This window comes from Dokdonia ponticola (genome assembly GCF_042653865.1).
Classification (GTDB): Bacteria; Bacteroidota; Bacteroidia; order Flavobacteriales; family Flavobacteriaceae; genus Dokdonia; species Dokdonia ponticola.
This window is the reverse complement of sequence record NZ_JBHSFV010000014.1, coordinates 67,975-91,655: the sequence shown is the minus strand read 5'-3', so window position 1 is coordinate 91,655 and position 23,681 is coordinate 67,975. Positions and strand designations below refer to the sequence as shown.

Here is a 23,681-nt window from a genome sequence, read left to right as displayed (position 1 = left end):
TTTATAGCTTTCGGGCTCCAGCCTGACGGTAGGGAGGGTGCCATCGTATATGATATGCTAGCTTTCTCAAAACGGCATAAATGTCTACTTATTCCAAAAAAGACATCAAAGCCTATAGACGAATATAAATTAGATCCCCACACTTATAGTTTATAAACCCTCAAAAAAAAATCCCCTATTTTTTATTCTCTAGAACAGCCCTAGTTTCGGTATTAGTAAACCCTAAAACTCAAAACATGAAAAAAGTAATGTACCTCTTCGCTTCTATAATTATAGCAAGTTGTTCTACAGACAATGATCCAACACCAGAAGCCGAACCTATGCCAGATCCCGAACCAGAAGTTGTAGCAGTTCCTGGTGATACAGATACAGAATTTGTGATAGGAACTGATGCTTTTGTCACCACGCAAGCATATCTTTTGTTAGATGATGCTGCAGGAGATTATGATCGCGAATTTTCATTTGTATTTACAGATGGGACTGTTATTGAAGATAGTGTCAACGGAATCGTTTTTGAAACGTCTACCACGCATTTTTCAAAAATCACCTGTAATCTCATCGCTACCTCTGCAAGTCCAGCACAACTACCTATATTCGTTTGGCCTGTACAAAATCCAGGTGTAAACATCATTATGGAAGGAAATAACTATGCACATACAGAGATTACCTCATTTTCTAATACCAGTATGGTAGGAGGCCTATCCTATGGTCAAGTAGGAACATCAACGAGTTATTCTCATACTGCAGAAGCTCAAGGAGATTTGGTACATCCCACACATTTGTTTACGGTTAATAGCATAACCGTAGATCTTGCAGCTGGGACAGGCACCATAGACTGTAGTTATACCTATGAAGATGATAACAATGTAACGATTACAGGAGTGTATGTAGGTAGTTATGAAATCCTAACCGCTTTTTAGAATTGAACATAAGGTTAAATACATATACAAATAGCGCCTTTTGGCGCTATTTGTATATGTATTTATAGTAAAAAAAGAAAACTATAATTATTCGCTTTCAACCGAAAGGGAATCTGCCATCGCTGCAATTTCATCAATTTCAGGAGTTGTAGGAACGGAGTCTTTTAAAGCTGTAAACTTTTCTATACGCTCCATATCATCCTCTTCCCCAGAAAAATAAGGGAACACATCCATAATCGGAGACTCTGAAATCGCAGGGATCGTATATTCTCCCATCGTATCTTTCATGGTACTCACGGTATTTTCAAAAGCCTCTTTTACATCATTTGCCTGTACCAATAAGTAAAGATTTGTTTTACGTTCTTTGCCACTCTCTTCATCAAAAGCGATTAACGACACCCGAGATTTAAACCATCTATCGGCATTCTCAAAAGGATGAATTTCAGCAAAATTCGCTACTTTAATATTGGTGATCTTAATTTCATCACTATCACTCAAGTAGGCTGACATCTCTTCAGTAATTCTACTTTCGGCCTCTGTATAGGAAATAGCATCGACCAAAAAAGGTTCTGTCTTTACCTTTAGCATTCCAGAAGCTTCATCAAATTTTCTATATTTTACCTTACATTCATACCATGTTGCACTCATATCATTTTGTTTTAAGGTTGCCAAAAATAAGGTTTAGCTCAAGGCGAAATAAGTAAACCAAGAATAGATATTCACAATTTTAAGAAGGGTATTGTAGTGATTTCAGCACGAATAAGTTATCCATTTTGACATTCCTGAGTTGATGGTTGTTTTATACGCTTTCGCGAAAGCGGTCTTAGAATGGATCAGAATAGGAGAGGGCGAGTACATATTCTTTTCTAGAAGAAGAGGCGAGGTCAAATTTGTAAAGAATGATAATACAAACGAAAAAATGATTATTAAATCACTATAATTTTTTAATAGTACGTTATATCGTAATGTTTTTTATATACTTGTGATGCATATGGTTCCATAAGCTTTATAAATTTAGAAATGAATAATGATATTTTATTATTTTATGGTTGGTGGCAATTTGCTGTTTGCTTATTTGCATTTGTAGCTCTCATGGCTATATGGAGAAACATTGGTAGGCGACAAAACGATTTTGGTCAGGTATGGTTAGCATTATCGGTGTTATGTTGGAGTATTTCAGGTATTATTGAGATCTATTTTGCAAGTATAGAAGTGCATTCTTCAACGGTATTAGATGGCTGGCGAAGTATATTATCCTTATTAAATAGTTTATTTATTTTATTGGCATTACCATGGTTTAGATATTTGCCAGAGGCTATTGCGCATATTATTAAATCTAAATACTGGGTGTACATTGTTGGTGTGCCCTTTGTGTTTTCTATAGTACCTACACTCAATAGAATGGTATCAGGTAACGCTATAACGATGATGACTGAGCTTGATGTTTATTATGCCATTTTCACGTTAGGTTTTCTCGGATTTGTATTGTGGGAGTCTTTTAGTAAGCGCCGTTTAAAAGCTTTAGCTTGGTTATCATTAGTATGTATAGCTGTTGTTCTAGTAGCTCAAATGTATAAGTTATCTGGTTACTCTATAAATCTGACATTATATTCTGCTATTTTTAAAACCTCACTTATTATGTTATTCTTTGCACTCGCATTAAGCTGGGTAAAAGAGTTATCAGAAAATATTATTCCCGACACGAAGGATTTGTATGTCTATTTTGAAAAAAACAAAAACGATGCTGGTAAATATGAGCACTACGTCTCATTAAAAGGATTACCAGGTAACCATAAAAGAAAGATAAAGTTAACGCCTGCCTCTTATGATTTATTCTTAAAATTTGCACATAAAAGAAAATCTGGAGAAGATTGGTTAGAAATAAAGCCCAAAAGTTATAAAAAGACAGAGAACAACTTTGATATAAACGATTATAATGAGGTTAAACGTTTACTAGTTTCTTTACTAGACGGAATGTTTGGAAAACAGAATTGGACTGATACACATCACTTAAATCCACTTAAAAATACACTTTTTGAAATGTCGGAAAAGAGAGATCGAAAAATTCGTTTGATTGTACCTATCGAAAATATTTTCAGTTAAACAAGGACTTCACATACCTTTTGTCAGTAATTGAATTACTGACAATTTTATATTTTTTCTGATTTTTAAGGATTTTAAACATTGAAATAAACACATTGCGCTATACTAAAAATTAGTCGCTATGTTCTTTAAACAAAAAATTCTTTATGTTTTATGTATTAGTTTTCCTATCGTTGGTCAAGCACAAACTGTAGGCCTAGACGAACAAATCAATAATGCATTTATGCCTTTCGCTACTTGGTGGGAAGGATTTATTCTTTCTACCATAAATATTGGAGGTTATCAAATACCTTTAGTATTACTATTACTAGTACTTGGAGCTATATTTTTCACTATTTATTTTGGGTTTGTAAACATTAAACATTTTCCAACAGCTATTCAGGTAGTGAGGGGAAAGTATGATGAGATAGAAACCCAAAACCCTATAGTTACTACAAATGTGCATGAAATTGAAGGAGATCTTGTTGATACGATTAAAGATGAATCACATCATGGGGAGGTGAATCATTTTCAGGCATTAGCAACTGCAGTTTCAGGAACCGTTGGTTTGGGAAATATTGCGATGGTAGCCGTCGCTATTTCTATTGGCGGTCCTGGAGCAACTTTTTGGATGATTATAGCAGGTTTATTTGGTATGTCAACCAAATTTGTGGAGTGTACTTTAGGTGTTAAGTACAGAGATATTGATAAAGAAGGGAATGTTTTTGGAGGTCCCATGTACTATTTGTCTAGAGGATTAAAAGAAAAGGGATTTGTTAAACTGGGTAAGATACTAGCTGCCATATTCGCACTATTATGTGTAGGAGCTTCTTTTGGAGGCGGAAATGCATTTCAAACCAATCAAGCAGCCGCACAGATCATAAGTAGGTTTGGTTTAGAAGGAGGATCTACGGGGAGTATGATAGGTGTTATCTTTGCTATTCTTGTTGGTATTGTGATCATTGGAGGCATTAAACGCATCGCTAAAGTAACAGAGAAGGTTGTGCCTTTTATGGCTATATTATACGTGGCTGCAGCGCTATTTATCATCTTTTCAAATTTTAGTTTTGTAGATGATGCTATTGGTTTAATTTTTAGAGAAGCCTTTACGCCAAGAGCTACTATTACTGGAGGTTTTATTGGGGTTATGATTCAAGGATTTAGACGAGCAGCTTTTTCCAACGAAGCTGGAGCAGGATCTGCAGCTATTGCACATGCTGCAGTGAATACTAAATATGCAGCTTCAGAAGGATTGGTTGGACTATTAGAACCGTTTATTGATACGGTTGTCATTTGTTCCATGACGGCCATTATTATTGTTATGTTTAATATGGATGGCGCATTCGTATACGGAGATGTCATCAATGGTCAAGCTTTGATGGCAGATGGAAGTAGAGTTGGTGGCGTTAATTTAACGTCTTTGGCATTTGACAATGCCATCCCTGGATCTTCTTATGTTTTAGTAATAGCCGTTTGTTTATTTGCTTTTTCAACCATCTTGTCTTGGTCCTATTATGGGCTTCAATCTTGGAAATACTTATTTGGTAGAGGAAGATTTACAGATCTCTCATTTAAAATACTATTTTTAATTTTCACTGTTTTAGGAGCTGCCATTACGTTAGATGCAGTCATTAAATTTTCTGATGCGATGATCTTAGCATTGGTTTTTCCTAATATGATCGGACTGTTATTTTTATTTCCAAAGGTTCGACAGGAGTTTGCACGTTTTATAGATGCGATTAAAGTTTCTAAATTCCATAAGGCTATTAACTGATTCAGTACAGAGGTCTTAGGAATTTCATATACAGTACTAATGAAATCCTTTATGAAGCACTTCATTTTTATTTATAAAAATAGGGTAGAGTGTGTATTATGCTTTCGCGAAAGCGGACTTAGCTTTATTGAAAATAGGAGAGAAGAGCTCAAAATACTGCGCAAATTTATTTGAAGCTATGTCGTTGCTCTTGGGTAGATGAAGCTTTGAGTAACTGATGAAAAACTTTAATGGAATTAAAATCACGAGTAATGGCTTCTGAAACGGCTAATCCTGAGATGCCTGCGTCTAATAAAGCTGCGACATCTGTTATGGTGATGTCTCCCATAGCCAAAATAGGCGTCTCGCTGTGCAAGAGGTCTGTTATAGCGGTGTATCCTTGAATACCTAAGGTTACTGCTGTATGATTACTGGCAGCCGCTCTGAAAGGCCCTAAACAGATGTAATCTGCCTGTTTTTCCAATAGCGCCTCGCAATCTTGCAGCGTATGGGCACTTCCGCCTATCATTTGTTCAATATACTCAGCATAAACTTCTGCGTTGTTATCACTCCTAGAAAGCGTACCCAGTATTTTATCAGCATAGTAGATCGCTCTTAAGACTGAAAACTTTAGGAGTATAGCATCTCGTAAAACACTTCCAAAACAAAAATCTTTACATTTGTAATACGCTGTATGACTAGAGATATTATAGAAATAAATGATTTTACCATTCTGGTAGAAGAGGCCAAAGTAAACGAGTTAACAATAGATTCTTGTTTTTTTGATGAGCCCATCATCGCCGTGGCGTTTTATGGTTCAGGTAACGTGGATTTGACGGTTACATATGGCGATAAACAAAAGAAATTTACCCATACCAAAGGGCTTACACTTTCATTTTATGCAGATCAAAAGGTAGAATTTATACATTCGGTTTCTTCTTCTAAACCTCTAGAATGTATCGTTATTGCAACAACTGCCAATACTATTGATAACCTTCCAAATCATGAAGGTGAGTTATTTGGAGAAATGCTTAATGAATTGGTCAATCCTTCCGATCATTATGTTGAGGGTCCAAGCTTTATTATGACGCCTGAAATGCAATCTATCATTGATTCCTTATTTAATATTCAATATGAAGGTAAAACAAAAATGATGTTTTTCCGCAGTCAAATAACAGCGTTGATATCTCATTTTTTTGGTCAATTAGCCAATTTACACACTGAAAAAATAAAAACACCTGAGCGCGAAAAGCTATATCTAGCCAAAGAGATTCTATTAAATAACTTAGACAATCCACCGTCTTTAAATGAAATTTCTAAGCAAATAGGTTTAAATACCTTTAAATTAAAGAAAGATTTTAAAGCTTTTTTTGGAGTTCCTGTTTTTAAATACCTTCAAAACGAACGTCTTACCCTAGCGCATAAAATGATTAGAAATGAGGAGTCAACGGTTCAAGAGGCCGCATGGCATGTTGGTTATGACAGTTTGAGCTCTTTTTCTAATGCCTTTGAAAAAAAATTCGGCTATCGCCCTAGTCAAATCAAGTAACAACTTTTCGAACAAATCATTATCCTTTTAAGACAAACCAATCTTTTGTCTTACATATAGTTTTGTCATGTAATTAAAAAGTATAAAGACATGAAAACGAAACGTGCCATTTTAATCGGAATACTTATTTGGATGATTGCTATTCTATTTTATTCCAGCTCTTATTACCTTCCTGTTTTAGAAAATCCAAATACACAAGCAAACGTTGTTTTGTTTGTTGTTGTCATGCCTTTAGTGTGGATGGGTTGTTCTTATTATTACAAAACAGAAAATAAAACCCATGGTTTTATAATCGGGCAAGTGTTGCTTTTAACGGCTGTTGCATTAGATGCACTCATCACAGTTCCATTTTTTGTGATTCCAAATGGAGGTAATCATTATAGCTTTTTTACTTCCATAGACTTTTGGATTATTGCCTTTGAATTTTTAGTAGTGGCAAGCTTATACTGGTACACTAGAATATATCCTAATACAATGATAGCTAAGCAGTAACAGCATGGAACTCACTTATGGAAATATAACAGGTATAGCGTTACTGCTATTAACAGGGTTATCAGCAGGATTGTGTTTTACATGGGCTAATGCGATTACACCAGGCATTGGCAGAATGGATGATTTGAGCTTTTTAAGGGCTTTTCAAAACATGAATAGAACCATAGTAAACCCATTGTTCATCATTGTATTTTTTGGACCCTTCTTTTTAAGTCCTCTTCATTTATACACCCTTAAAAATGTGTCGAGTGAAGTAACCTTGTTGCTCATTTTTGCAGCGGTATGTTATATAGGGGGAGTTGTACTAGTGACCATTTTTGGGAATGTCCCGCTTAATAACATTTTAGATAAAACTGATTTAAGTGCGCTTTCGCGCGAAAATTTGAAGACGTTAAGAGCATCTTTCGAGGACCGATGGAATCGGTTGCATTTAATTAGAACAGTGACTGCGATTATTTCATTTTTAACACTCATTATTACCGTATCTCAAAGCACAAAACAATAACTTAATTAAATTATATATCATGAAAAACAAAAGTAATATTTTAGTCATAGGCGGCACAGGAAAAACCGGCCGTAAAGTAGCAAGTAAATTAACAGAAGCTGGACACAACGTTCGAATCGGTTCGAGATCTGCAACCCCACCTTTTGATTGGGATACTCCAGAAACATGGACAGAAGCACTAGAAGGCATGGACAAAGCATATATTACATTTCAACCCGATTTAGCCGTTCCTGGAGCCTTAGAAGCCATAGAAGAGCTTACAAAACAGGCAAAAAGATGTGGTATTAAAAAACTGGTGTTACTATCAGGTAAAGGTGAGCGAGAAGCAGAACTTTGTGAGCAAGTGGTCATTCATTCTGGAATAGACTACACCATTGTTCGCGCTAGTTGGTTTAATCAAAACTTTAGCGAAAGCTTTTTCTTAGAACCTATACTAGAAGGTTTTGTCGCTTTACCTCAGGCAGAGGTTAAAGTACCTTATGTAGACACAGAAGATATTGCAGATGTAGCTGTAGCTGCTTTATTAAATGATGAACATACAGGTAAAATATATCAGCTTACGGGACCAAGATTATTAACCTTCAGAGATGTTATTAAAGAGATTTCTGAAATTACAGAAAGAGAGATTGTTTTTACGCCAATTGCTTTACCAGCGTATGTTAATGTAATGAAGCAACAAGGAGTTCCAACGGATTTCGTATGGTTGATTGAATATTTATTCTCTGAAGTATTAGGCAATCCAAGTAATGCTGAAATCACAAATGACATAGAGATAATTTTAGGGAGAAAACCAAAAGATTTTATAGACTATGTGAAAGCTACAGCAGCAACAGGTGTTTGGAACCCTAAGATGTTAGCGTAAACGAAAATTCATCAATCAAAAACGAACACTATAAATACAAAATTTTTATAAGGTTTAGAACCAATGAACATTCATACAATCAAAAAACTACTTTCTGTACTATTTGTTGTTTGCTTACAAAGTAACTGCATTAAAATTACTGAAAGATGAAAATGATCTAGGAGCCATTACTGTATTTAAAAGAGAAGTAGAAACCTATCCCAAATATATTGGACTTATGACCAACTTGGCCAAGCTGTATGAAAAAACCAAGCAAGAAAATAAAGCAATCGCTACCTATAGACAGGCTATGGCACTTTCTAAAAGATTAAAATTAGGACAAGAAGAAGATTTTAAAAAAGAAATCAATAGACTTAGAAACGACTAATTTGTTTTGTAAACACATATAGAATATGCCACACTTTATTATAGACTGTTCAGAAAATATCATTGCCAAGACTTCTCTAGAGGAAATAATGCAAAACGTATAATACAGCAGAATCAACGGATCTTTTTGACAAGGGAAATATCAAGGTTAGAATTAATTCTTATAAACACTACAATGTCGGGAATACTAAAAACGATTTCATTCATATTTTTGCCAATATTATGGAAGGTAGAACAAGTGATCAAAAAGGACATCTGTCCAAAACAATAGTAACGGAGCTTAAGAAAATGTTTCTAACTATTCCCGTTATTTCCATGAATGTGAGAGATTTTGAAAAAGCAACGTATTGCAATAAATCTATGGTTCAACCCTAAAATAATGACAAAAGAAGAAAACATTAATTACAATCAATCAAAACCATGAAAAAAAGACTATATATCGCCAATTTTTTTATCCATTTATTTTTGGGAATTAACATCTTATTTGGACAAGAGACAAGCACTAATGATCTTAAAGCAAAAATAGACACTTATCTAAACGACAGTTCTGAAAATGGGTATGCTGCATCTGTATTAGTTGCCAAGCAAGGAGACATTATTTTATCAAAAGGCTATGGTTGGTCTGATCGAAATAATAAGATTCTTAATACGTCTTCATCCGTTTTTAATATTGGCTCAATTACAAAGCAGTTTACGGCTGCAGCTATTTTAAAATTAGTAGAGCAGGGTAAATTGAATCTTACAGACAATATTGGTCAGTTTTACGAGCAAGCGCCTAAAGACAAAAAACTAATTACCGTTCATCAATTATTGACACACACAACGGGTGTTTCTCCAGCAACAGGGGGTTTTAGATATGATGAAGCTACTAAAGAACAGTTTTTTAAAGAATTTTTTGAAGCAAAATTACAATCAGTGTCTGGAACAAAACATCAATATGCGAATGCGAATTATATTATGCTTTCAGCCATTATAGAATTTGTTTCAGGACAAGATTATACTGATTTTCTACAAGAGAATTTTTGGACCCCTCTAAAGATGAATCATACGGGTTATAAAAGTATTTCATTTCATAGTGAAATGATTTCTCATGGGTATTACTTTAATTATACTGATGGTGTTTGGGAAGATTGGGGAATTACTCAAGAACATTTGCCAGACAGCGATAAGTACTGGTATAGTATTGGTAAGGGTGATATTTATTCAACAACGTTAGATCTTTATAAATGGCATGTTGCGTTAGAAACGAATAAAGTTTTAAGTGCAAAGTCGAAAGAATTGTTGGAAACTCCATTTGTGGCAGAAAACCAAGACGGTAACACTCACTACGCTTATGGTTGGGCAACTTTTAAAACAAAATCTGGCAAAAAAGTAGTTTGGCACAACGGTAGTAATGGTATTTTCTTTGGAAATTTTGTGCGTTTTGTAGAAGATGATATGGTTGTGATTGTCTTATCAAATACGATCTTAAATAATGATTCTGAAGATATCGCTTGGGAAATAAGTAAACTAATTTCCGATTCTAATTATACACCAAAACCGGTGACCAAATTATCTTATGAGTTGGTGTATGATTTTATCAATAGTAACACAACAGATAACTCGAGTAAGCTCATCACTTTTTTAGAAGAACATTTAAATTCAAAATTTACGGATAAAGCAGTTTTTAATCGGATTGGTTTCAAGCGTATTGCAAAAGAAAAGAATCCAGCTTGGGGAGTAGAACTATTAAAACTAAATGTTCAATTATTTCCAAACGACGGAAATTTATGGGATTCACTTGGGGATGCCTATTTTGAATATGATCTAAAGGAAAATGCAACGAATGCTTTTGAAAAAGCTTTAGAATTGAAGCCTGAAAATAATTGTAACTGGTGTCAAAATTCTCAAAATAAACTGAAACAACTTAAAGAATGATAATTTAAAATCATGAAAAAGCAAAAATCCATAATAAGTTTTTCTGTCATTCCTCACTCTATTGTAGTCCCTTTTTTAGAAATCAATAATACACATGTGTTTAATCCAGATTGGGCATTACGTATGCACTTATGAAGTATGGTTACTCCTTACCAATTCTGGTTTAGGTCTTATTTTACTCATGGTTGGTTTAGATAAAAAAGAAAACTATAATTAGTATAGTACTAAGTTTATTTATCACAGGAGGATTCTTGCTTGATTATATTTTATAACACTCTTAAGAAGGTTCTATGAAATATTTGGATGGAACAGAAAAAAACACTGCTAGGAATCAATATTGGTATTTTTGGGCTTGGAATTACTTTTCTATGATTACTAATAAGTATTCCCCTAAATAGGTAATTGAAATATTAACTTTTAAATATTTAACAAAACAATATGAAATATATAAAACGTCTATTCTTTTTTTTGATTTTAGTATCCCTTTTTATCTCTTGCCAGAATAGTAAAAAATCAAGTCTTACTATGTTCTCCGATCAAATTCCGACAAATACTCCTCTAGTTTTTGGGCCAGGTTTTATTTCAACAGATACAGCTATGGAATTTGCAATTACCTTCAATCCAGATATGGATGAAATATACTTTACACGTCGTAAACCCGAGGAGAGAAATAATATTTTTATCACAAAATTAATAGACGGACAGTGGTCAAAGCCTGAATTGGCTTTTTTTTCATCAAAAGACACTTGGGATTTTGAACCACATATCAATCCCAAAGGAGATATCCTTTATTTTGGGACAAATAGGCCACTTAATGATACCATTGCATCATCTGGAATACATGAATGGCATATTAAAAAAAGCGAGAATGGTTGGAGCCAACCAATAGCTTTGGAAGATCCGTTTATAGAAGATAGATTTGTCATGTATGTCACCTCTTCTGAAAATGGCAATTTATATTTTAATTCAGAAGAGATAGGGGCTAAGCCTGAAGATGAACTCAGTATTTATTATTCGATTAATCAAGAAGGCAAGTATTTGAATTTTGAAAAAATGGGAGCGGAAATAAATTCAGGAAATATGATAGCACATCCATTTATAGCCCCTGATGAAAGCTACGTATTATTTGATGGTAAACGGTCTTCTGGATATGGGGACTGTGATTTGTACATAAGCTTTAATAAAAATGGTGTCTGGACGGAAGCTCATAATCTTGGGTCTAAAATAAATACTGAAATGTGTGAGATGACTGCAAGTGTATCACCAGATGGAAGGTATCTGTTTTTTCATAGAGGGGATGGTAGAGAAGATAGCGGAAACATATATTGGGTAGATTTTATTAAGTTAAAAAAAGAACTCATATTGAACAGTAATTAACATCAGAATATTCCTTATCATAATTCTTTTAACTTTCTGCAATCAATATATTCATTTGCACTTTTGGTGTGCATAGCAAGAGTTTGTAGAGCAAGAGTTTGCAAAGCATCATCGAAGTATGAAAGCGGATAAAAATCAATCTAATTGGCAGAGGGGGAGGGAAGCACTAGTAATAACACACTCATTTATTTGAAGCTATGTCGTTGCTCTTGAGTAGACGAAGCTTTGAGTAACTGATGAAAAACTTTAATGGAATTAAAATCGTTCGTAATGGCTTCTGAAACTGCCAATCCTGAGATGCCTGCGTCTAATAAAGCTGCGACATCTGTTATGGTGATGTCTCCCATAGCCAAAATAGGCGTCTCGCTGTGCAAGAGATTTGTTATAGCGGTGTATCCTTGAATACCTAAGGTTACCGCTGTATGATCACTGGCAGCCGCTCTGAAAGGTCCTAAACAGATGTAATCTGCCTGTTTTTCCAATAGCGCCTCGCAATCTTGCAGCGTATGGGCACTTCCGCCTATCATTTGCCAAGTATAGAGATAATTTCTCACTTCGATAGGCAAGGTTCCCATTGCTGATAATAGCACCCCGTCTGCTTTGACTTCTTTGGCAATTTTATAATGATCAGATAGGATGAGTCGGGTTTGAAAATGTGCTGTTATCTCTCTAGCTTCTTGCGCTATTTTTAAAAGATTCTTTTCTGACACTTTTAGGAATCCTAATTGCACTAGTTCTGCGCCATAGGTACAAGCCTTTTGAATATTTTCTAGATGCTCTTTTGTTGAACTTCCTTCAGATATGTAATGTAATTTGGGTATCGTCATTGCCTATATTTCGTATGGAAAAGCTACCTGTAAATATCGTTGAATTTAAACAAAGAGGGCGCAATCTTCACAGTTTTTAATCTCTCCATAATAGGTTTCACGATAAGTATGCAGAGTAGTTAAAGGGAGTCCCATAAAATAACGCTTAATGTACGTAACTTTTGTGGTAAGTTCTCCCATTTTAATACTGTGTCGTTTTTCTGTTTTTGTTTTTCGTTTAATGTATATCAATTTCATGTAAAGTTGTTTAAACAACAACCTAAGCTATTTATGGTGTCATACAAGAATGCGATGTTAAGTTTTTGTTATAGTATCCAATTTACTGTCTAAAACTGCTTATTAACTTGGCTTTAGTGGACTATTCTTAGGTGAAGTCACTTTTTGAATTTAAAAATTGCTATTTAGCTGTTTTATTCAAAAGCATATAAATAATGATACTGCATACAATTCCTACAACGACTACACTTATTTTGGCAATTATCTTTAGGTTGAATACAAAAAGTGCAATAAGAATGGATAACCAAAGTTGAGAAATCACAAACCAAATAGCACCTTTGGATACCTTTTCACCTGAAAAATACTTTTGTAACATAGGCCCTATGTATTTTCGCGAAAGCATCCAATTATAAAGAGTTTCAGAACTCTGTAAGAAACACCATCCCGCGAGTAGAATAAATGGAATTGCAGGTATGCCAGGCATAATAATCCCGAAGTAGGAGAGTACTAGGAATAATATGCCCAAACAAAGAAAGATATATTTCTTAACCCTAGGCATTTTGGGTACGTACCTTTTCTGTGTTTATGTTATATTCCTTTTTGATATAGGCTATCATTGTAAAGCAAGTATCAATGACTCTATCTGGGAATTTTAATTTCATCAGAATTTCAGCTGCTTTGTAAAAAGACATACGACACACCAAGAATTCTTTTAATGCATATATATACCCATACATCCATTGAGAATCACTTGTGTCTTTTTGCCATAGTTTTGTGTGATATTCCAAATAACTCTTTAAGTTATTTTCATCAATTGTACTACCTAGTGTAAAAGCAAGAAATTCAACAATATCTCGATGTGGAATGTTTTTTACAGCTAATTCCCAATCATAGATACACACCTTTCCATTAGCACGAATCCCTGCATTTCTGGGGTTAAAATCGTTATGTATTACACATACTGGAAGACTTGTGGAATAGGTCTGCTCAGTAATATCCGTTAGAAAAGTAGTGAGCGTTTTAAGTTGGTTTTTACGATCGGTATGATCTTCTTCCTTTACAATGATATCGATTAGTTTCTGGTAGAGTTCTGTAGCATTGGCTGCAAAAAAAGGCTGTATCTGAGAATTATCTATGCTATCTATAATAGTATGATAATGCTTATGTATGTTAGTAATCTCAGTGATCATGTTCTGTATATCCTTAGGCTTCCATAATTCAGGTTTGTTCTCACTATTAAAATGAGACATGGCATCAGGATCTAGATACTCCATGACGAGAACAAATAACTCTCTGTTTATGTTTTCTTTCTTTCCGTAATATTTCGGAGTACTTAAAAATCCATGATTATGTAAGTTTTCATAGACAAACAATTCTTTTACATGGCAGTTAAAGTATTCGGTTTGATGACGGTATCTATAAATAAGATCAGATAAAGAAGGGTCAATAGAGGCTGCCATGCTGTGCAATCCTTTGATGACATCCATATCAAGGGCTTTAGATTTGATGAGTAATGAAATACTGGTATGCTCATTTTTCGCCTGAAAAGGGAAGAAGCCAATTGTTTTTTTGGACGTTCTACTGGTCAGATTGGTAACAATTCCATTTTCTAACTCTTTATGGTTAAAATGGATAGAAAATTCTTTGTGTTTAGGATCCACTTGGCCCATGATGCGGGTAATGAATTCTGTATTTAATTCAGATCTTGTTAACCAATTAGCAGGTTTATTTCTTCCTAATTTTTCATGTGCTTTTGCAAACTCCCCACTCACGATAGCCGCGAAGGTGGAGATTTCTAAAGAGAGGGCAAATGCAGCGATGAGTTGAGCAAATCGTTGTACATTTCCATTTCCCTCACATTTCATTAAGCGAAGCATTTCGTTTTGTTTGGGTAAGGAAGTTCCTCCTCCAATCGTACCCACAACCAGTGTAGGTAAAGTGAGGGTAAAGAGCAGTCCATCAGCTTTTTTCTCAAGGTGTAAGATACCCACAGAAGATTCGTGAAGCGATCCTAAGTCCTGACCCGTAGCCGCAAATATTGCTGCAATAGCGTTGGCTACATTGATATTATACCCAAACATTCCATCTTTTTTTGTCAATGCTACGGATGGGATAAAACATTCCAATAAGCTATCTGAAGTCGTACGCAATACTTTTTCAATAACAGATTCTTTCAAATAACAAGTAGCCGTGATATGAGCCCCACGACCGTTTTTGACAGCATGTGATGATACTTTTTTATCTGAAGAACCATTTCCTTCAATCACATAGTTTTTAAACTCAATGGACGTTTCTTTACTAAACTGCTCCACAATAAAAAGCATCGCATGCCATGAGCAGGTGGTGGTCATATTTTGACCAGAAGCATCTCCTGTTGTGTAATAAAAACGAGTATGAACAGCGGTTTCTGTAATCACAGGATCTATAGCCACCAATTGCGCATGATTGGAATGTTGCTCGGCTTCTTTTTTAATAGATATAAAATGGGAGGGAAGCCATCTTGCAAATGTCAGTGCCTCATCAGGTGTATGAAAAATAAACATCGGACAGCGTACCATTTTTTGATGTACAAAGGTCGTGGTGATACCGCCACTTAAACTTGCAGCTTTGGCACCTCTATTCATGCTCGCCACCAAAGCGCCTTCCAATGTTGCTGCGCCCGCATACACTAATTCTTCTGTATCACCATCCACATGCAATAATGGCCCCACCAATCCGACAGGAATTTCTACCGAACCAATATAGGATTCAATTTTATTCTGAACTTCCGTATGAGAGAGCCCAGACATAGAAATTTGACTTGATTCATGCCCTTCCTCGTTTAGATATTCTAATCGTAGTTTAGTAGAATACGGAGTGACCAATCCTCTGCCAGGTACAATGGGATACTGTTCCATATTACTATATGATGTCTGTTAATAATCTTGTATAAAAAGTATCTAAACTTGTAAAGGTACTAGCATCTACTTTCTCAATAGTGGTAGTCGTATAGTTGGTCTCAATTTCCTTAAATAAGGTTTCGTAGGTAGCATCTAAATCGGATAAAACAGATAGTTTTTCATGGGTTTCTATGACTTTTCTAGTAGAAATCCGCTCCATTAAAACTTCAGGAGGAGCTTTTAAAAAGAAAATATGATCAGGTACACTGGTTTTAAACACGGCCTCCGTTTCAGCGTCTGGAGAGGTCTTACTTACAAAAAAGGATTTGATGAATTTATAAATAGCCAATACCCCTGCCTCTTTATTTTCAATAGGAAGTTGCTCTAGAATAAAAGCAAATAGGCTTTCATATTTTGTCGCAAAATAGAAGAGCTGTTCAAAATTTGTATTTCCAGAACTTAAACGAGGAATATAAAACTGTGCATAGGCAAAGGTGTCAATGAGCGGATGACGTTCACATAGGATAATACGTGTACTTTCAGTGGTTCTTTCAGAAACTAATTTTTCAAACAATACCATGGCACAAAAAAGAGCAATTGCTTTGAGGTCGCTGCTATCAGTAGCATCTGCTTCTTGATGCATAGCATTAAGAAGCGCTACGGGTTCTTTTAGAATAGAGGTTTCGGGTAGGGTATCTATAGCTACATGAAGCGCAGAGATTAATTGTACATGGGGAAGCTTTGCTTCTTCCAGTTTAGAAAATAACGTGCTTTTGCCAGAACCATCTAAGCCTGTGATGAGAATTGTTTTGATCATTGCGCTATGATTTTAAGTGTTTTGTCTTTTATTACTTCCAGCGATTCTTCAGTATTCAATACGAACCAATCAGGTTGTATGTAGGCTTCAAAGGCAAGGGTTGCTTTCTTCTGAAAATCTATAAAGTTTTCTACTGTTGCTTCTTTGCAGCCACATTCATAACGTGACAGTTGGTTTTTCCTTACAGCGCTTATTGCAGGGGATAGCGAAAGAAAAATAGTTCTGTCTGGAGTAGGAAACGCAGAGGCTAGTGTATGTATCAATCCTTCATTGGCTCCTAAAACAGCTTCTGAAGCAAAGTACTTGTAATAGTATGCGTTTAGAATGATGAGTTCCTTACCAGAATCTAAAGCTTTATCTGTAGCATATTTTAAGGCATGCGCCAAAAATAATAAGCGTGCGTCTGGAGAAAGAAGACACAAATACTGATCGATATCCTTTTTGGAACTAAAAAGAGCAACGTCCCCGTTATTGAGTGCATCCCATACAGTGACTTCTATGGCATTAGGTAACGTAGCTACTAAATGTGAGACAAGCGTCGATTTTCCAGATCCATCTGGACCTGTAATGCAAATAATAATAGGTTTCTTATTGGACATTCTGCACTAATTTTTTAATTTGATTAGGTTCAATTCCTTTTTTCTTAAGATACTGAAAATAAGATTCTTTGGAACTTAAATAATTGATGGGCGAAAGAAGGGTATCAACACACATTTTCACAAAAAGTAAAATGCCATACGTCCATCCAATTTCTTGAGCAATCATCGAAAAAGAAAACCAAGGGCCTAAAATCCTTGCTTTTATTTTATTAAATACGGTGGGTCGATGGGATTTATCTATGAACTTAAGGGCATTTTTTATATCTGGAAAATAAAGGAGGCGTAGGACTTTTGAGAAGTAGTAGATGCGTTTATGAAACTCTGGAAATAGATAATAATAGATCACATTTTTTTCAATGTCTTGAAAATAATCGTTGTACGATTCATGTATATCACTAGTTTCTCCGAACATTTCAAGCCGTTTACGTAATCGTGTATTGATAAATGATGGTTTCCCTTTTGGTAACCGCTTGATCCATTCTTCTGGAATATGACGAGAACAAAGACGACACATCGTCAATGCATACCGAGACTTTTGGATGGCGTTTGTTTTTTCTATAATCGAAAAAAGCTTTTCCGTATCTAATTGCGTAGACAGTATCAAATTATATAGATCCATACAATCGCGTGTACCACACTTAAAAACTCCTAAATGGAGTATTAAATGAACAAGGTTATATTCTGGGGATAATTGTTTGCAAGGAATCCCATGGAAATCAAATGGAACCGCCGTTTCCCACAGTTCTTTTGTGTCCACTTTAAAATGAGTGGTCGCAGACTTTAAGCCCCATTGGGTTCCTATGATACAGTTAAAATCGGTACTAATAAAAGGAACACTTGTAGGACTATATTTGGCTGGTTTTTGTTTTTCTCCGCTCCATCCAAATCCCAAAGGAATATATCCTAAATCGTAATATATTTGTTCGATTTTTTGCCAATCTTCTGCCTTGATTAAAATATCAAAGTCATTCATTTTTTTATACCCTACATCGGCATATATAGTTTGAATAAAGGCATTTCCTTTTAATATGATCACATCTATGTCATGATCATGAAAAGCTTGTAAAAACTGCATAGCAATGACATTTCTGTTTTCATTTTCTTGCTTGACAGCCTGATAAGCTTCCTTAAATCGTTGTATCACATCTTCATCGAATAAAGATAGAAATTCATGCTTCTGAAGCTGTCGGTAGATCCAAGGTGCCATTTTCCATTGGAAACAATATTCATAAAGAGCATGCTGATCCTTGTTGCTAGATTGTAAAGGGAGTAGTGCCGCTCTACACGTATTTAATTCTTCAGGTGTCAACTGGATATGGCATAGTAGTGCTGTGAGTTCAAATCTATTCATGAATGTTGTATTTTTTCGATAGCGCCTGTAGCTCCGTTCATTTTAATAATATCGCCGTTTCTTAGATTTTTAGTACATTTTTTGGCACCTATAATCGCGGGAATTCCCATTTCACGGCATAGAATAGAAGTATGCGAAAGCAAACTACCCCGTTCAGAAATAATACCTTCTGCTCTAGAAAATAATCCCACCCATCCAGGTTCAAAAAATGGAGCTACTAATATTTTTCCTGTAATCTCTAACTCATGGATATTTTGAGCGGTCACCAGCAATACTTCGCCTTGTGTAATACCACTACTACAAGCAACACCATCAAGCCCATTTTTTGACATAGATGGCTTCTCTGAGATAGGATATAATTCATTGTGAACTTCGTGATATCGTATGGGATGCTCGACATCTTGATAGCCTTTATAGGCTACTTTTCGGGTAGCTATGAGTTCTTTATATTGAGTGGACCATGAGGCAGGGTTCATTAATTCCTCAAAATGGAGGTATAAAGAATCTCCTTCGTTTATGATAGATCCGCTCTTGAGTAATGCACTGTCGATTTCTCTAAAAATTTGACGTACCATATCAAAGGTTTTGGTGCGTATAAAACGAAAGTTTTCTCGATCTCGTACGCGCTTGATCGTAAACGCTATGGTTGTTTTAAATAGAAATCTTTTTAAAGTGTTGGTTTTGTAGATTTCCTTGAGTACCGTCAAGTAGTTAAATTTATTTTTGGCTGTTATGTGATGTTGGGAAACTGATACGTTGGATCTAAGAAACGCAACAAACTTGGTAGGATCTTCCCTGTAATTTACAGTTTCAATCTTTAATTCTCCTTCATCCGACCGCTCTCCATATGTATGGATATAGGACATGATCGCGTCAAAAAAGTCTTTATGATGTTCTTTAAGATAGGGCAATACCTGGTGATCCTCCTTTTCAAGGATCACTTTTTTGACATCAGAATTCTCATGTATGCTTCGCGTAAGCTCTTGTAACGTCCGTACAATCTCCATAGAAACGACCTGACCACTTCCCATTAAAGAATCATTGAGGAAATTAGGATAGTGTTCATGAAGTCTAGATCGTGAAAGTATTTTAGTCAAACGATTGTAAATAACCATCGTAAACAAACTGTTGAGAATAGGAACATACCAATAGGTACTTAATTCATTTTCTAAAGTTTTAAAATAGTGGATCAATGCGGTATGTGATTGTCCCTTTAAGGAAGTGTTATCAAATTGCTCCTGAATTCTAGTGTATTGTTCGGTATACTTCCGTTTATAATACCCAATAAAAACGATACTTCGGATCAGATGTAAAAACAACCGTATATACGCTATAAAGGAAGCGGACTGTGATGGTTTTTGGAAAGAAGCCTCTTCCGCGCCAAGCATTTTAGGAAAAAGCCGACTTGTTTTATTTCCAAACGGCATCTGGTATAAAAGCTGTTGATATGAAGTTACATTGTAATACATATTTCCTTTTACAGCTCGTATGGTATTTTTAAATAAAGAATGATTCTTTTCAATAAAAGATGTGCCTGCACCTAAAAATCGGCACATATGTATGTAGGCATTACTATAAGAGTGTTGTACAAAAGAAATTGTAAGTGGCATCACAATACCTGGGTAATTTACATCCATATTAGAGTTATCCAATACGTTATAATCACCTCTAGGAATGAGTGTTGTGATAGGGCGCACCTGTAACCAATATATCTTGTTATTATAGATCGTAAATTCGGTATCTACGGGATGTCCTTTTAGCTGATCTATCGCCTGCAGACTTTGTCTAAGTTCTTTTAAATGAGATCGTATTTTTTCAAATAAGGTATCCTGAGTCTCTACTGTTTTTGTATATCCGTTAGCCTGATCAAATAATTCTCCACAATATTCTTTCTCATCCGAAAGGATTTTTGGAGGCATAGAAAGATCAATCATCATGGCATTTTCTTCTCCAGAAACAAGCTTAATTCCTAAGCCAGGAATAATAGTAATAATTGGATGCTCGCTTACTTGTTCAAGCGGATTTACAGAAAACCCAACGCCAGATATTTCACCAGATATCATTTGCTGCAAGACGATATGAAATCCAAAATAGTTGGCATCGTGGTATTCTGGAATATCCTTTAGGACTTGTTTGTATCCCGCAATTACTTTTTGAAAAGCATCCACTAATTCATGGGGTCTGCAATTGATTTCGGTAGAAAATAAGCCTGCATATGATTTGTTTTTTCCATCCTCTACATCTGCGCTAGAACGTACTGCCCACAAAGAATTTTTATCTGGCTGAACGTCATTTATCCATTTAGCACAAAGAGACGCAACGGTATATTCTTCTGATATAATTTGCTGTAGGATATCATTAGGAATTATGTAAAACGGAGGCACCCGGAACCCATTTCCCGAAAGGAAAATCAATCCATCAGCTTTTCCACCAAAAGAGTGTTTAGGTACATTATGAGTCGAATAATACATACTCATACGACTGTATCTATAAAAAATATAGCAATCATTATTATTTTCATTTGATATACTTTTTAAAGGTAGCATCAAATGATGTTAGGGTATGATACACATCTTCTTTTGTATGAAGACTCGTGGGAGTCAGCCTAAAAATAACATCCCCTTTGGGCACGACAGGGTGCACCACGATAGAACAATACACACCATGCACGTATACCAATTCTGTTTGGATAGCTAGTACATCTTCTATTTCTATATGAAAATATACAGGAGTAATGTAACTATTTACTTTATTAGAGAGCAATTTTCGTTCTCTCAGACCATCATGAAGCAAGGTGGTTATTTCAAAAATTTCCTTTCTAGCATCATCTGCATTTTTAATGAGTTCTAATCGTTTATGGAGCCCATAAACAACAGGCATAGGCAAGGATTTAGAGAAAATTTGAGAACGTAAATTATATTTAAAATAATTGATAATCTCCTTTTTACCTGTAATGATGGCCCCAAAGGAAGCCATAGATTTTGTGAATGTGGTAAAATATAAATCCACACTTTCTTCTAATCCTAGTGCACAAACAGTTCCATTACCCTTGGATCCCATAACCCCAAATCCGTGAGCATCATCAACCAAAAGTCTAAAATCATAATGTGATTTTAGGTCACAAATCTCTTTAAGTTTTCCTTGTTCCCCAGACATACTAAAAATACCTTCGGTAATGACCAGAATCCCTCCACCTGTTTTTTTTATAATTTCTTGAGCGGTCTTGAGTTGTAGTGCTAAGTGATCAATATCATTATGTTTAAAAATCAATTTTTCTCCCCGGTGTAATCGTATACCATCTATGGTACAGGCATGACATTGTGCATCAGAAACAACCACATCATTAGGTGATAATAAGGCATCTATCACAGAAATCATTCCTTGATACCCGAAGTTAAGTAACAACGCTTTTTCCATACCCACAAAGGCCGCCACATTGTTTTCAAAATCATCATGTAATGTAGTATCTCCCGTCATCATTCTAGATCCCATAGGATAGGTTAATCCCCATTTTTGCTGAGCGTAGGTGTCAACTTCATTAACCGCATCTGATCCTGCAAGACCCAAATAATTATTATAACTCCAACAGATAAGTTCAGTGTTGTTGAAAGAAACGTGATTAGAAATTTTTCCTTCAAATTTTGGAAAAGCAAATTTACCTTCTATGCTACGTTGAAGTCTTCCAATAGGCCCATTATCTAGTTGTATCCTTTCAAATATATCCATCCATTTCGTTTTTGTATCTCTATAAAACTAAACATTTGTAAGTCAAATAATATATTCCTTTTCATAAATTTTAAATTCTTTTTACGGTATGAGTACTACCAAGCCCTTGTGGTATTTTGCTAAAATAGAAATAACTACACACAAGATGATCAGATGGAATATCTAGTTTTTAATTGAATACGCTTTCGCGAAACTGCGTCACCAGTGGGTGGGAGCGGACTCAGTTTTTATCATAAGAGTAAGATTGATTTAGAAAAAAAGAAAACCTTATTGCAGTAAACAATAATACCAGTTATTAATTGAATTTACTGGAAAAGAAAACGATGATTTTTTTCTTTATATGAAAAAGAAAACTAAAGCATAGCCTAAGCTACGGTTTCTTTTTTCTTGTGAAATAGAAAGGAAAAAAGGGTGTTTTATTACAGTAAATTCAATTGGTAAATGGTATAAGGTTTTATTTTAGAGATAATTCCCTTTATGGGATTCCATAGAAACGAAAGTAGGGAAGGGTTACGATTACAAAAAAACTATTGAAAAAGTAATTTTAGTTGATTAACACTTTGGTTAACTCAGAAAAGCTTAATCATTTGATTGTTAAAATTTCTGTTAATCAGATAATTCAAAAAAAATACATGCGTAATTTTAAACAGTTTATTTCAGAATTATTTATTCACAAAATTCAACACCTGAAGCAGATCGGTTTCGTCATTTAAAGACAACCTATTTTTGCTTATATAATCTACAATAGCCTTTTGGCTTAAATCATCAGATTGAACTAGCTTAGCAAATGCTTTCTTAGATGTTTTCATCCTAGTTAATTCTCCATCTGTATACAGATAGTACTTTTCCTTCTTGATATATTTATTGACACTTCTCGCATGCATAGGATTAATGGATGCCTCCGAATAGAGTACACTATATTCTCTATACACTGAAAGTGCTTCATTAAAAAATAATTCAAATATTTTTTTCTCCCCATCAATTGTAAATACCCTAAAAATCTTGTCATTAATTTCTATTTTTAACAAGTTGTCACTATCAAATGTATACACAGAATTTTCATCATAAAGTGCGTCAAGTGTATTCTTATAAAGATTTATATTGACATTCTTTATCTTAAAACTCCCATTCTGTTTGGTAAAAATGACCCCTTCTGTCTCCCAATCTTCAAAATAGTACGCAGAACCGTCCGTTTTAAAATCTGGATTCACAAAACCAAGTCCTAAATCAAACGAATTGTGTGTTCCAAACCCTTGTCGGATGTTATTCCTTGGATTTTTTTCTGTTTTGGTTTCTTGCCCAAACGATGGGAGAATACATAGTATATAAACGAGTAAAATAGTGGCTTTTTTCATTAGTGTGTTTTAAAAATAGAATTTTATCGGACCTTGTTTTTTTGTGATGTCATTCAGATTAAATGGTAATTCTCAAATGTATCCAAAT

At 35.0% G+C, this 23,681-nt stretch carries 24 protein-coding genes; 12 read left to right on the top strand and 12 right to left on the bottom strand.

Going from position 1 to position 23,681, the window contains the following annotated elements; translation table 11 throughout:
* Positions 1-236 precede the first annotated feature (236 nt).
* The gene (locus ACFO3O_RS19320) at positions 237-920 is read left to right on the top strand and encodes a hypothetical protein (RefSeq protein ID WP_379981908.1); all 684 of its coding nucleotides are present in this window, start codon (positions 237-239) and stop codon (positions 918-920) included.
* A gap of 87 nt (positions 921-1,007) precedes the next feature.
* Here ACFO3O_RS19320 and ACFO3O_RS19315 read toward each other — a convergent pair whose 3' ends face one another.
* The gene (locus ACFO3O_RS19315; protein WP_379981906.1) at positions 1,008-1,568 is read right to left on the bottom strand and encodes a DUF4494 domain-containing protein; all 561 of its coding nucleotides are present in this window, start codon (positions 1,566-1,568) and stop codon (positions 1,008-1,010) included.
* Positions 1,569-1,940: 372 nt separating this feature from the next.
* On the opposite strand from ACFO3O_RS19315, the gene ACFO3O_RS19310 reads away from it, so the two are divergent.
* Positions 1,941-3,023, top strand: coding sequence for a hypothetical protein (locus tag ACFO3O_RS19310; protein ID WP_379981904.1), 1,083 nt, complete (start codon positions 1,941-1,943; stop codon positions 3,021-3,023).
* A 121-nt stretch (positions 3,024-3,144) separates the two neighbouring features.
* Entirely contained in the window at positions 3,145-4,776 is a 1,632-nt protein-coding gene (locus ACFO3O_RS19305; protein ID WP_379981902.1) for an alanine/glycine:cation symporter family protein, read from the top strand.
* Between the two features lie 166 nt (positions 4,777-4,942).
* On the opposite strand, the gene ACFO3O_RS19300 is transcribed toward ACFO3O_RS19305, so the two are convergent.
* Positions 4,943-5,344: a thiamine phosphate synthase gene (locus ACFO3O_RS19300; RefSeq protein WP_379981948.1), complete on the bottom strand. Its 402-nt coding sequence runs from the start codon at positions 5,342-5,344 to the stop codon at positions 4,943-4,945.
* Between the two features lie 105 nt (positions 5,345-5,449).
* Here ACFO3O_RS19300 and ACFO3O_RS19295 point away from each other — a divergent pair, with 105 nt between their 5' ends.
* From ACFO3O_RS19295 to ACFO3O_RS19255, 9 genes are all read left to right on the top strand, one after another.
* Positions 5,450-6,304 carry a helix-turn-helix domain-containing protein gene (locus tag ACFO3O_RS19295; protein ID WP_379981900.1) on the top strand — a complete coding sequence of 285 codons (855 nt, stop codon included), beginning with the start codon at positions 5,450-5,452 and terminating at the stop codon, positions 6,302-6,304.
* Between the two features lie 90 nt (positions 6,305-6,394).
* Positions 6,395-6,796: a DUF5367 family protein gene (locus ACFO3O_RS19290; protein WP_379981898.1), complete on the top strand. Its 402-nt coding sequence runs from the start codon at positions 6,395-6,397 to the stop codon at positions 6,794-6,796.
* A 4-nt stretch (positions 6,797-6,800) separates the two neighbouring features.
* The gene (locus tag ACFO3O_RS19285) at positions 6,801-7,301 is read left to right on the top strand and encodes an anthrone oxygenase family protein (RefSeq protein ID WP_379981896.1); all 501 of its coding nucleotides are present in this window, start codon (positions 6,801-6,803) and stop codon (positions 7,299-7,301) included.
* 19 nt (positions 7,302-7,320) lie between these two features.
* On the top strand, positions 7,321-8,163 hold the full coding sequence (locus tag ACFO3O_RS19280) for an SDR family oxidoreductase (protein WP_379981894.1): 843 nt from the start codon (positions 7,321-7,323) through the stop codon (positions 8,161-8,163).
* Between the two features lie 103 nt (positions 8,164-8,266).
* The gene (locus tag ACFO3O_RS19275) at positions 8,267-8,530 is read left to right on the top strand and encodes a hypothetical protein (protein ID WP_379981892.1); all 264 of its coding nucleotides are present in this window, start codon (positions 8,267-8,269) and stop codon (positions 8,528-8,530) included.
* Between the two features lie 140 nt (positions 8,531-8,670).
* Positions 8,671-8,904: a 5-carboxymethyl-2-hydroxymuconate Delta-isomerase gene (locus tag ACFO3O_RS19270; RefSeq protein WP_379981946.1), complete on the top strand. Its 234-nt coding sequence runs from the start codon at positions 8,671-8,673 to the stop codon at positions 8,902-8,904.
* 45 nt (positions 8,905-8,949) lie between these two features.
* The gene (locus ACFO3O_RS19265; protein ID WP_379981890.1) at positions 8,950-10,446 is read left to right on the top strand and encodes a serine hydrolase; all 1,497 of its coding nucleotides are present in this window, start codon (positions 8,950-8,952) and stop codon (positions 10,444-10,446) included.
* Between the two features lie 12 nt (positions 10,447-10,458).
* Entirely contained in the window at positions 10,459-10,581 is a 123-nt protein-coding gene (locus tag ACFO3O_RS19260) for a hypothetical protein (RefSeq protein WP_379981888.1), read from the top strand.
* Between the two features lie 303 nt (positions 10,582-10,884).
* Positions 10,885-11,823 (top strand): TolB-like translocation protein, encoded by a 939-nt coding sequence (locus ACFO3O_RS19255; RefSeq protein WP_379981886.1) that lies wholly within the window; start codon positions 10,885-10,887, stop codon positions 11,821-11,823.
* Between the two features lie 185 nt (positions 11,824-12,008).
* Here the strand turns inward: ACFO3O_RS19255 and ACFO3O_RS19250 are convergent, their stop codons facing one another.
* The 10 genes from ACFO3O_RS19250 to ACFO3O_RS19205 all read right to left on the bottom strand — a co-directional run bounded on the left by ACFO3O_RS19250 (position 12,009) and on the right by ACFO3O_RS19205 (position 23,593).
* A complete protein-coding gene (locus ACFO3O_RS19250; protein WP_379981884.1) occupies positions 12,009-12,650 on the bottom strand; it encodes a thiamine phosphate synthase in 642 nt (213 codons plus the stop codon).
* A 45-nt stretch (positions 12,651-12,695) separates the two neighbouring features.
* The gene (locus tag ACFO3O_RS19245; protein ID WP_379981882.1) at positions 12,696-12,887 is read right to left on the bottom strand and encodes a hypothetical protein; all 192 of its coding nucleotides are present in this window, start codon (positions 12,885-12,887) and stop codon (positions 12,696-12,698) included.
* A 160-nt stretch (positions 12,888-13,047) separates the two neighbouring features.
* The gene (locus ACFO3O_RS19240) at positions 13,048-13,425 is read right to left on the bottom strand and encodes a YbaN family protein (protein WP_379981880.1); all 378 of its coding nucleotides are present in this window, start codon (positions 13,423-13,425) and stop codon (positions 13,048-13,050) included.
* Positions 13,418-15,763, bottom strand: a complete 2,346-nt coding sequence (locus ACFO3O_RS19235) for a phosphotransferase (RefSeq protein ID WP_379981878.1) — start codon at positions 15,761-15,763, stop codon at positions 13,418-13,420. Before ACFO3O_RS19235 ends, ACFO3O_RS19240 begins: the two co-directional genes overlap by 8 nt.
* 4 nt (positions 15,764-15,767) lie before the next feature.
* Complete coding sequence (locus ACFO3O_RS19230) at positions 15,768-16,562, bottom strand: hypothetical protein (RefSeq protein ID WP_379981876.1); 795 nt, start codon at positions 16,560-16,562, stop codon at positions 15,768-15,770.
* Positions 16,559-17,161, bottom strand: a complete 603-nt coding sequence (locus ACFO3O_RS19225) for a dTMP kinase (protein ID WP_379981874.1) — start codon at positions 17,159-17,161, stop codon at positions 16,559-16,561. Before ACFO3O_RS19225 ends, ACFO3O_RS19230 begins: the two co-directional genes overlap by 4 nt.
* Entirely contained in the window at positions 17,151-18,512 is a 1,362-nt protein-coding gene (locus tag ACFO3O_RS19220; RefSeq protein ID WP_379981872.1) for a nucleotidyltransferase family protein, read from the bottom strand. The genes ACFO3O_RS19225 and ACFO3O_RS19220 overlap by 11 nt, the downstream gene beginning before the upstream one ends.
* On the bottom strand, positions 18,509-20,989 hold the full coding sequence (locus tag ACFO3O_RS19215) for a PEP/pyruvate-binding domain-containing protein (protein WP_379981870.1): 2,481 nt from the start codon (positions 20,987-20,989) through the stop codon (positions 18,509-18,511). Before ACFO3O_RS19215 ends, ACFO3O_RS19220 begins: the two co-directional genes overlap by 4 nt.
* A gap of 40 nt (positions 20,990-21,029) precedes the next feature.
* Positions 21,030-22,238: an aminotransferase class I/II-fold pyridoxal phosphate-dependent enzyme gene (locus tag ACFO3O_RS19210; protein WP_379981868.1), complete on the bottom strand. Its 1,209-nt coding sequence runs from the start codon at positions 22,236-22,238 to the stop codon at positions 21,030-21,032.
* 662 nt (positions 22,239-22,900) lie between these two features.
* Positions 22,901-23,593 (bottom strand): hypothetical protein, encoded by a 693-nt coding sequence (locus ACFO3O_RS19205; protein WP_379981866.1) that lies wholly within the window; start codon positions 23,591-23,593, stop codon positions 22,901-22,903.
* Positions 23,594-23,681: the final 88 nt, after the last annotated feature.

Bases quoted from the DNA above. Each gene is read 5' to 3' on its own strand.
- ACFO3O_RS19320 (WP_379981908.1), top strand. From the start codon at position 237: ATGAAAAAAGTAATGTACCTCTTCGCTTCTATAATTATAGCAAGTTGT.
- ACFO3O_RS19315 (WP_379981906.1), bottom strand. From the start codon at position 1,568: ATGAGTGCAACATGGTATGAATGTAAGGTAAAATATAGAAAATTTGAT.
- ACFO3O_RS19310 (WP_379981904.1), top strand. From the start codon at position 1,941: ATGAATAATGATATTTTATTATTTTATGGTTGGTGGCAATTTGCTGTT.
- ACFO3O_RS19305 (WP_379981902.1), top strand. From the start codon at position 3,145: ATGTTCTTTAAACAAAAAATTCTTTATGTTTTATGTATTAGTTTTCCT.
- ACFO3O_RS19295 (WP_379981900.1), top strand. From the start codon at position 5,450: ATGACTAGAGATATTATAGAAATAAATGATTTTACCATTCTGGTAGAA.
- ACFO3O_RS19290 (WP_379981898.1), top strand. From the start codon at position 6,395: ATGAAAACGAAACGTGCCATTTTAATCGGAATACTTATTTGGATGATT.
- ACFO3O_RS19285 (WP_379981896.1), top strand. From the start codon at position 6,801: ATGGAACTCACTTATGGAAATATAACAGGTATAGCGTTACTGCTATTA.
- ACFO3O_RS19280 (WP_379981894.1), top strand. From the start codon at position 7,321: ATGAAAAACAAAAGTAATATTTTAGTCATAGGCGGCACAGGAAAAACC.
- ACFO3O_RS19265 (WP_379981890.1), top strand. From the start codon at position 8,950: ATGAAAAAAAGACTATATATCGCCAATTTTTTTATCCATTTATTTTTG.
- ACFO3O_RS19260 (WP_379981888.1), top strand. From the start codon at position 10,459: ATGAAAAAGCAAAAATCCATAATAAGTTTTTCTGTCATTCCTCACTCT.
- ACFO3O_RS19255 (WP_379981886.1), top strand. From the start codon at position 10,885: ATGAAATATATAAAACGTCTATTCTTTTTTTTGATTTTAGTATCCCTT.
- ACFO3O_RS19250 (WP_379981884.1), bottom strand. From the start codon at position 12,650: ATGACGATACCCAAATTACATTACATATCTGAAGGAAGTTCAACAAAA.
- ACFO3O_RS19245 (WP_379981882.1), bottom strand. From the start codon at position 12,887: ATGAAATTGATATACATTAAACGAAAAACAAAAACAGAAAAACGACAC.
- ACFO3O_RS19240 (WP_379981880.1), bottom strand. From the start codon at position 13,425: ATGCCTAGGGTTAAGAAATATATCTTTCTTTGTTTGGGCATATTATTC.
- ACFO3O_RS19235 (WP_379981878.1), bottom strand. From the start codon at position 15,763: ATGGAACAGTATCCCATTGTACCTGGCAGAGGATTGGTCACTCCGTAT.
- ACFO3O_RS19230 (WP_379981876.1), bottom strand. From the start codon at position 16,562: ATGATCAAAACAATTCTCATCACAGGCTTAGATGGTTCTGGCAAAAGC.
- ACFO3O_RS19225 (WP_379981874.1), bottom strand. From the start codon at position 17,161: ATGTCCAATAAGAAACCTATTATTATTTGCATTACAGGTCCAGATGGA.
- ACFO3O_RS19220 (WP_379981872.1), bottom strand. From the start codon at position 18,512: ATGAATAGATTTGAACTCACAGCACTACTATGCCATATCCAGTTGACA.
- ACFO3O_RS19215 (WP_379981870.1), bottom strand. From the start codon at position 20,989: ATGAGTATGTATTATTCGACTCATAATGTACCTAAACACTCTTTTGGT.
- ACFO3O_RS19210 (WP_379981868.1), bottom strand. From the start codon at position 22,238: ATGGATATATTTGAAAGGATACAACTAGATAATGGGCCTATTGGAAGA.
- ACFO3O_RS19205 (WP_379981866.1), bottom strand. From the start codon at position 23,593: ATGAAAAAAGCCACTATTTTACTCGTTTATATACTATGTATTCTCCCA.